Origin of the sequence: Fibrobacter sp., assembly GCA_017503015.1 — a bacterium.
Classification (GTDB): domain Bacteria; phylum Fibrobacterota; class Fibrobacteria; order Fibrobacterales; family Fibrobacteraceae; genus Fibrobacter.
This window is the reverse complement of sequence record JAFVTX010000059.1, coordinates 1-7842: the sequence shown is the minus strand read 5'-3', so window position 1 is coordinate 7842 and position 7842 is coordinate 1. Positions and strand designations below refer to the sequence as shown.

The 7842-nt window shown below is 54.5% G+C and carries 5 protein-coding genes and 1 tRNA gene; 1 reads left to right on the top strand and 5 read right to left on the bottom strand.

Features of this window, described 5'->3' with window-relative positions:
- The 4 genes from IKB43_11165 to IKB43_11150 form a co-directional block, all read right to left on the bottom strand.
- Positions 1-380 (bottom strand): 50S ribosomal protein L25 (locus IKB43_11165; protein ID MBR2470686.1); only part of this gene is annotated, 380 nt, incomplete at its 3' end.
- A gap of 36 nt (positions 381-416) precedes the next feature.
- Positions 417-488, bottom strand: a tRNA-Gln gene (locus tag IKB43_11160).
- Between the two features lie 48 nt (positions 489-536).
- A complete protein-coding gene (gene ispE / locus IKB43_11155) occupies positions 537-1424 on the bottom strand; it encodes a 4-(cytidine 5'-diphospho)-2-C-methyl-D-erythritol kinase (GenBank protein ID MBR2470685.1) in 888 nt (295 codons plus the stop codon).
- 127 nt (positions 1425-1551) lie between these two features.
- Entirely contained in the window at positions 1552-4350 is a 2799-nt protein-coding gene (locus IKB43_11150) for a DNA translocase FtsK (GenBank protein ID MBR2470684.1), read from the bottom strand.
- Between the two features lie 153 nt (positions 4351-4503).
- On the opposite strand from IKB43_11150, the gene IKB43_11145 reads away from it, so the two are divergent.
- Entirely contained in the window at positions 4504-7530 is a 3027-nt protein-coding gene (locus IKB43_11145) for a CHASE2 domain-containing protein (GenBank protein ID MBR2470683.1), read from the top strand.
- Between the two features lie 65 nt (positions 7531-7595).
- On the opposite strand, the gene IKB43_11140 is transcribed toward IKB43_11145, so the two are convergent.
- Positions 7596-7842: pantoate--beta-alanine ligase (locus IKB43_11140; protein ID MBR2470682.1), on the bottom strand; the 247-nt coding region annotated here is incomplete at its 5' end.

Here is a 7842-nt window from a genome sequence, read left to right as displayed (position 1 = left end):
TCCTGAGCCAGCAAGCCGCCCTGGGTCTTGACGCCCACCGGAAGGCCGGAGAGCTTGACAGGAACGCGAACCTTCACCGGAGTGGCTTCGTCGATCTTGAGAAAGTCAATGTGGACGAATTTCTGGGAAATGGCGTCTTTCTGGTAGTTGTAGATGACGGCGGGATTACCGGCCTTGCCATCGATTTCCAGGTCCAGAAGGGTGTAACGCTTACCGGGTGCGAGAACCTTACGAATATCAATTTCGCTGACGCTGATATTCACAGTCTCTGTACCCTTACCATAATAGACGGCCGGAATCTGACCAGCCTTACGCAAACGCTTGTTTTCGCGGTTTGCACCTAGCACTCTCGAGGTAGCCTTGAGCGTTGTGAGTTCCATTGTATTTCTCCAATTTTGGAATGGTTAAAAAATTCATTGGGGTAGCTGGATTCGAACCAACGAATAACGGAATCAAAATCCGTTGTCTTACCACTTGACGATACCCCAATGGTGGCGCAAATATAGAAAATACGCCCCAAATTCAAAGGGATTCGCCTAAAAACCCTGGAAAAAACGGGTCACGGCGAGGTATCTGGAAATGGGTTTCAGGGATTCCAGGGCAGATTCCGCCTGGCTCCGGGTCCCAAAAACGCCAAAGACGGAAGCTCCCGACCCCGACATGAGGACAGAAGTCGCCCCCAGGCGAATCATCTGTTGCTTCAGCTGTTCTACCAAGGGGTGCTTGGGGAATACCGAAATCTCGAAACTGTTGAAGACGTTTTCAAGAGCAAAATCCATGGCGGAACCCAGATTTTCCGCAGGACTAGAACCGGCCGCGGCCCTGAAACCCGACTTGTACGCTTCCCAGCGGTCAGGGCCCGACTTGGGGACTCCGGCGTAGGCGTCCTTGGTGGGAACGGCGTCCAGCGGGGTCGCTACGAGCAGGTGCAGACCGTCTTTCAGCTGGAGCGGTTCGATGGGCGTAAGCTTTTCGCCGATGCCCTCGGCAAACGCCGAGCCGCCTCTGACCAGAAAGGGGACGTCGGCACCGAGACTTGCGCCCAGTTCCTCCAAGGCCTCCATAGGCAGGTCCAACTTCCAGAGGCGGTTCAGCAACCTGAGGGTTGCAGCAGCATCGGCAGAACCACCGCCAAGACCAGCGCCCAAGGGCATCACCTTTTCCAGATACAGGTCAACGCCCTTCGGTACACGGTAGGCCTCTTGCATCAGGGCTGCCGCCTTGAACACCAGGTCCGATTCCTTGGGGTATTCCTGAGGAACATTGTACTCCAGGGTAATCTTGTCGTCGTCTCGAAGGGTGGCCGAAACCGTGTCGCCCACGTCGATAGTCTGGAAAAGGGTTCCCAGGTCGTGATAACCGTCTTCGCGCTTGCGGATGACGTCGAGGAAGAGATTGATTTTAGCAGGAGCGAATTCTTTCATAATGAAGTTACAAGTTACTAGTTAACAGTTACTAGAATTTTCAAGCTACTAGATTCTGATTACTGGGTACTATAGACACTTACATTGAACTAATCTAGTAACTAGTAACTCAGAACTAATAACTCATTTACCTGAACGTTCCGGAGCGTTCCAGTTGCATGAGCTGATCCATGTCGATAAGCATGGCACGGGGCTTGGAATTGCCTGTACTGCGTGCGCACAGACCAAGACCGAACAGCTGGTCCACAATCTTGCCTGCGCGGCTGTAGCCTACGCTGAAGTGGCGCTGCACCGCCGAGGTAGAAAGGCCGTTGCCGCATTCGATAGCCCACTTGGCCACCTCGAACAACAGCTTGTCCTTCTTCTCGCTCATGGCGGCATTTTCTTCGCCGTCCTCCCCTTCCCCGCCTTCTTCGGCAACCTCGAAGGTTTCCAGCTGCGGGTAGCACACGTTCTGGTTGGAGCAGGCGTCGGCCAGCTTTTCCGCTTCTTCGTCGCTGAGGAATGCCCCATGCAGGCGCACCGGGTCGGGAGCATTCACCGCCTTGTAAAGCATGTCGCCACGGCCCAAGAGTTTTTCGGCGCCGGCGTGGTCCATCACCGTACGGGCATCCACGTTAGAAGCCACCTTGAAACTGATACGTGTAGGCAGGTTCGCCTTGATGTTACCGGTAATCACCTTCACCGACGGACGCTGGGTGGCAAGTACCAGATGAATGCCAACAGCACGGGCCTTGGCGGCCAGACGGCTCACGTTCTTCTCGATTTCCTTTCCGGCCACCATCATCAAGTCGGCCATCTCGTCGATAATCACCACGATAAAGGCCATGCGGTGACCACGATCCTCTTCAGGAACATCATCCGGGAGTTCACCCGCCTCGAACTTGGCATTGAAACCGCCAATGTTTCGGACCTTCGCCGAGGCAAGGACCTCGGTACGCCTATCCATCTCGTAGCAGAGCCACTGGAGCGCCTGTATGGCCACCTCCGGCTTAGTAATCACAGGCGCCAGCAGGTGCGGGATGTTCTCGTACATCTTCAGTTCCACCGCCTTCGGGTCCACAAGGATCATGCGGAGTTCGTCGGGAGTCTTGCTGAAGAGCATGCTGGCCATGAGGGCGTTAATGCACACGGACTTACCGGAGCCCGTCTGGCCCGCAATCATCAGGTGGGGTGCTTTTGCCAGGTCCATGGCGAAAGGCTCGCCGGAAATGTCCTTGCCAAGAGCCATGACAATCTTTTCGGGAGAAGGCTTGAAGGCATCGCTCTCGAAAATGTCGCGACCGAAAATAGTCTGCATCTTGCGGTTCGGGATTTCGATACCCACCGCTCCCTTTCCGGGAATCGGGGCGAGGATTCGTATAGACACCGCCTTCAGGGCCATGGCCAAATCGTCTTGCAGGGCGCTGAACTGGGAGACCTTCACGCCCGGACCCGGTTCCACCTCGAAGCGGGTAATGACAGGCCCGGTCTCGCAGCCCACCACCTTGCCTTTCACCTTGAAGTTTTCCAGCTTTTCTTCTAGCATCTTGCCGATGGCGTTCAACTCGTCCACCGTATAGTCCGCCGGCTGGGGCTCGTGGGTGTCAAGGATTTCATCTACGGAAGGCACCTTGTATTCGTCGTAATGGACCGTCGGGTCGGGCTGTGGAATACCGGTAACGCCGAAGCCGGTGACGGTCGTGCCGCCAGAAGAGGTGCCGATGTTACTAGGCGGCACATAACTCGGGTCCTGATCCACCTCGTCCGAAGAGACCACCTGGGGAATAAAGTCCTCTTCATCTTCATCGGACTCTGCCGACGGTTCTGCGTCGCCCACTTGCGTCGGCTCCTCATTGCCGGCCATCGTTTTCGCGACGGTTGCCGCCTGGGTTTCTTCGACAGAACCTGCCACAACGGTAGCCTCTTCGGGTGCCGCTCCTGCCACGACAGTAGCCTCGTCCGTAGTTTCGCTTTCGCCACCGCGGACGGCGCCCTTCACCACCAGGTTCCCCTGGCGTTCGTTTTCCCAGTTGATTTCTTCACGGGCCCGGCGTATTTCGGCAATCTTGTTCCGGATTTCGCGAATTTCTAGGGCACTCATGTGAGTTCCATTCTCGCGAAGTTCCTTTTCCAAACGCAAAATTTCAGGATCTTCGCCCAAGGGTTTCGGAGCAGGCTTTTCAGCAACCGTTCCAAAGGAGCCCTCCACAAGGGTTCCTTCCACGACCCTGTCCACCATGGGCGTTTCCGCAGCGGAAGTGTCCACCGCCTCCATCCAGTTCTTGCGGGCACTGAAAGGCTTCAATACGCCCTTGTGCTTGGTCCTGTAGGCGTCGGGAATATTGAAGATGGTGGTATCCCCATCCATGGTGATACCCTTGCGAACCGTGGTCGTCTCGTCGGAGTCTTTTCCGTCGCTTTCGCCATCGACTTCACCAGCAGGGGCTTTTTCCTTTATGCCGCGAATCTTGCGGAACAGGGTGGTAAAGTGCCCGAAACGAAGGTCAAAGCAGAAGAACAGCACCGCCACCAGAACAAGGGACAGAACAATCACGGGAATAAACAGCACGTCACCACAGAGGGGGCCCACGATGTTGGAATCCAGAAAGCGCCCCACGATTCCGCCACGCATGATGAATACATCTTCGGAAACGCCCGCCTTGCCATGAACGGGGATGGACATCAGAACGCACAGGTCCAGGCCCACGATAGAAAGGCCGAGAGCCACGCGGAACAGTTTCTTGCGCAGGCCCTGGAAAGTGATGAACAAGCCCCACAGCATCACGGACAGAATAATGAAAATCACGGGCAACTTGCCGAAGGCAAAATTCAAGAAGTCCCCGAACCGAGTCATGATTCCCTTTTCGGAACCTACATAGACCACGCTAATGCAAGACAACAGGGCTATAGCGGACAGGGCGATGAGCCCGTAGCCCACCACCATGGCCCCCAGGGAACGTTCCTCCGAATTTTCCACCTGTTCCGTTTTTGCAGGTGTTGTTTTACGACCGGTTTTCTTTTTTTGAGTTGCCAAATTAAAGCTCCTTCGCCATTGCATTGGAAATATAACTAAAACCCATTTATTATTATTGACAATATGCAGATAAAACTGTCAAAAAAATTAAAGAAGCTCCTGATTGGTTTTGGACTCACTTCTGTCCTTGTCTTTCTCATTTTGTTCCTAGGCAACGTGCAGAACCCACAGCTAGATGGAGTCCGCAACGGTGCTGAATCCCTGGAATACCTGTTTTACGACATGTTCTTCAAGGTCAAGACGGGCAAGACCCACAACCTCGAAGAAACCGGCGACAAGAACGCCCTGAACAGCCATTACGACCCAAACATCTTTATCGTGGATATTGACGAACCCTCCCTGGCAAAACTGGGAAACTACAACACCTGGGACCGTTCCATCCACGCTGACGTGGTCAAGAACCTGAGCAACGGAGGGGCATCGGCCATCGGCTTCGATATTCTGTTCAAGAACGCCGATTTTGGCGAACAGAAAACCCAGCAGGTCACCACCATGCTGAACAAGCTGAGCCCAGACACGCCCTGGGATTCCCTGGGGGGTGACATCCGCACCTTCTACAATTACGACTCCATGCTGGTGAGCGCCGTCAAGGAAAGCGGGAACACCATCGTCTGCAACATTTTTGATAGTTACCAGTCCTACAAGCACGAGTCACAGTGGAGGCCTCTCAGCACCGTTGAACGGGCCGATGAAGTCGGCTACAGTTCCACCTTCGAACTTTCACAAGTAGACTCCGCCCAGAACATCGAACCCAAGGACCTGCTGGACAACATCTTCCCGGAACTGGCCAAAGCCGGTGCCCAGATGGGTTCGGTAAACGCCTACCCCGATGACGACGGCGTGGTCCGCCGCGTTTCGCTTCTTTACCGTTTTCCCAACCCGGAACTCTACTCCGGAACCGAAAGCAAGATATACTCCACCATGCCCCTGATGAGCCTTCTGCACCTGTTCCATCAAAAACCAGAAAACGTGAAAATCAAGATGGGGCAGTATATCGACCTGGGCAAACCCTTCGGCATCTACAAAGATTCCTCGGGATTTTTCCACACCACCTTCCCCCAATTCAGCTATCCCATGTTCCTGGCCCTCCACAAGAAAATCAAGGAGGCGGCCAAGAAACCCGAGGAAAACACCCAGTTTATCGACATATCTTCCAAGATTATCGCCACCAAGAACAGCGAGGGAAACGTCACCTTCGAAATCTTTGAAGGCCAGATGTTGAACGAGACTCTTTCCGACGCCCTTTCCCAGATTGACGTTTCCATGCTGGATTCCTTGGGCGAAGACGAAGAAAAAGAGGTGGCCGAAAACATCACCGTCAAGCGGGACGAAGAAGGCGCAGGCCGTTTTGTGCTTACCGACAGCGAAGAAGACGAAGAAGCGGTCATCACTCCCTATATCGTGAATACTGTCAAGTATTTTGCGGACTCACTGCAGAGGCTTCCACCAAACAAGCCTACCCATATTTCCATGGACATGGACATCCATTACGACATCGCCAAGAAAAAGTGGGTATCCAACCTGGTCATCCTGAACAACGACGTGCTGACAGACATTATCAACACCTCCGAAGAACGCATCAACAACCTGGGCGAAGGCAAAGAAATCCGGTTCGGCAAGGTGAAACAGATTCCTATCGACCGCTGGGGACATTACCAAATCAACTACAAGGGCCGTTACAACACGGCAGAAACGGAAAGGGTTTTCCAGCACCTGTCCTATTACGACATCACCAAGAACCGTGTAGATCCAGGACTTTTCCAGGGCAAGATTTTCATTCTAGGTTCGGCGGCCCCGGCCCTGTTCGACTTTGTGACCGCCCCCCACGAAGAAAACTACCCCGGCGTGCTGACCCACGCCACCATCCTCCAGAATATCCTGAACGACGACTTCCTGGTGACCCTGCAAGAGCGCTACCAGCAGATTATCGTGGTGTTGCTCGCCCTGGTTTGCCTGCTGGTGGGCCTTTACGTAAAGAGCTACATCTCTATCGCGCTTTCCTTTGTGCTGATGGGCGGATACCTGGGCATCGCCTACCACTACTTTGAACAGGGGCTCTACCTTGGTGCCTCCAAGCAGATTTTCGCCATACTGTTCACCAACATTATCGCCCTGATTATCCAGTTCTATTTCGAGACCAAGGAAAAACGCTTCCTGGGCAATGCCTTCAAGCAATACATTTCTCCTGAACTGATCGACGAGATGGTGAACAACGAAATCATGCCCACCCTGGGCGGTTCCAAGTCCAACATCACCGCCTACTTTACCGACATCGCAAGCTTCTCCACCTTCTCCGAAAAAATCGGGGACCCCAGCAAGCTGGTGGAACTTCTGAACGAATACCTCACCGCCATGACGGACACCCTGCTAGAGAACAAGGGCACATTGGACAAGTACGAAGGTGACGCCATCATCGCCTTCTTCGGGGCACCCATGCCGTTGCCCAACCACGCCCAGAACGCCTGCGACAGCGCCGTAGATATGCAGACCAAGCTCATGGCCCTCCGCAAGAAATGGGCGGGCGAAGGAAACAAGTGGCCCAAGGTAGTCCATGACATGCACATGAGAATCGGTATCAACTCCGGCGACATCGTGACCGGAAACATGGGTTCCACCATGCGCAAGAACTACACCATGATGGGCGACGCCGTGAACCTGGCCGCCCGCCTGGAAAGCGCCGCCAAACAGTACGGAGCCTACATCCAGATAAGCGAAGACACCCAGAAACACCTGGACGAAGGCCGGTTCATCTACCGCTCGCTAGACACCATCCGCGTGATAGGCAAGAGCCAGCCCGTCAAGACCTTCGAACTGCTGGCAAAGCCCGGCTGCGAAAACGAAGCGCAGTTACACAAGCTGGTGGAAATCTGGGAACAGGCCCGCACCGCCTACTTAGCGATGGACTGGGACCGCGCCGAGAAACTGTTCGCGGAATGCCTGGATTACGAGCCCCACCATCCCGACAGGGATCCGGGTTCCAAGACCACGCCTTCACACGTGTACATCAAGCGCTGCGAAGCTTATAAGGTAAAACCGCCCGTAGCCCAAGGCGAAACCTGGGACGGGGTGTTTACGGCTACGGAAAAGTAGGAGATCCTTCGACGCGCTTCGCTTGCTCAGGATGACACGAAGCTTGCCGAGGGGTCGAATGAGTGTCAGTTCAGCTCGATATTGTCGATCAGGCGAGTCTTACCGAAGAAGGCGGCCACGAGGATAACCACCTTGTCGCCATCGCGGAGGACACCGTTGAACTTCTGCAAGTTCTTCTGGTTCACCACTTCCACGTACTGGACCTGGCCGCGATTGGCCAGCACGGACTTCAGCACGATATCCCTGAGACGCACCACGCCGCGCTCGCCGCCTTCGAAAGCCTTCTTGGCCAACTTCAGGCCTTCGGAAATG

What these genes read in the sequence shown, in the direction of transcription:
- ispE (MBR2470685.1), bottom strand. Translation starts at nt 1,424, where the DNA reads ATGAAAGAATTCGCTCCTGCTAAAATCAATCTCTTCCTCGACGTCATC.
- IKB43_11150 (MBR2470684.1), bottom strand. Translation starts at nt 4,350, where the DNA reads ATGGTGGTGGGCTACGGGCTCATCGCCCTGTCCGCTATAGCCCTGTTG.
- IKB43_11145 (MBR2470683.1), top strand. Translation starts at nt 4,504, where the DNA reads ATGCAGATAAAACTGTCAAAAAAATTAAAGAAGCTCCTGATTGGTTTT.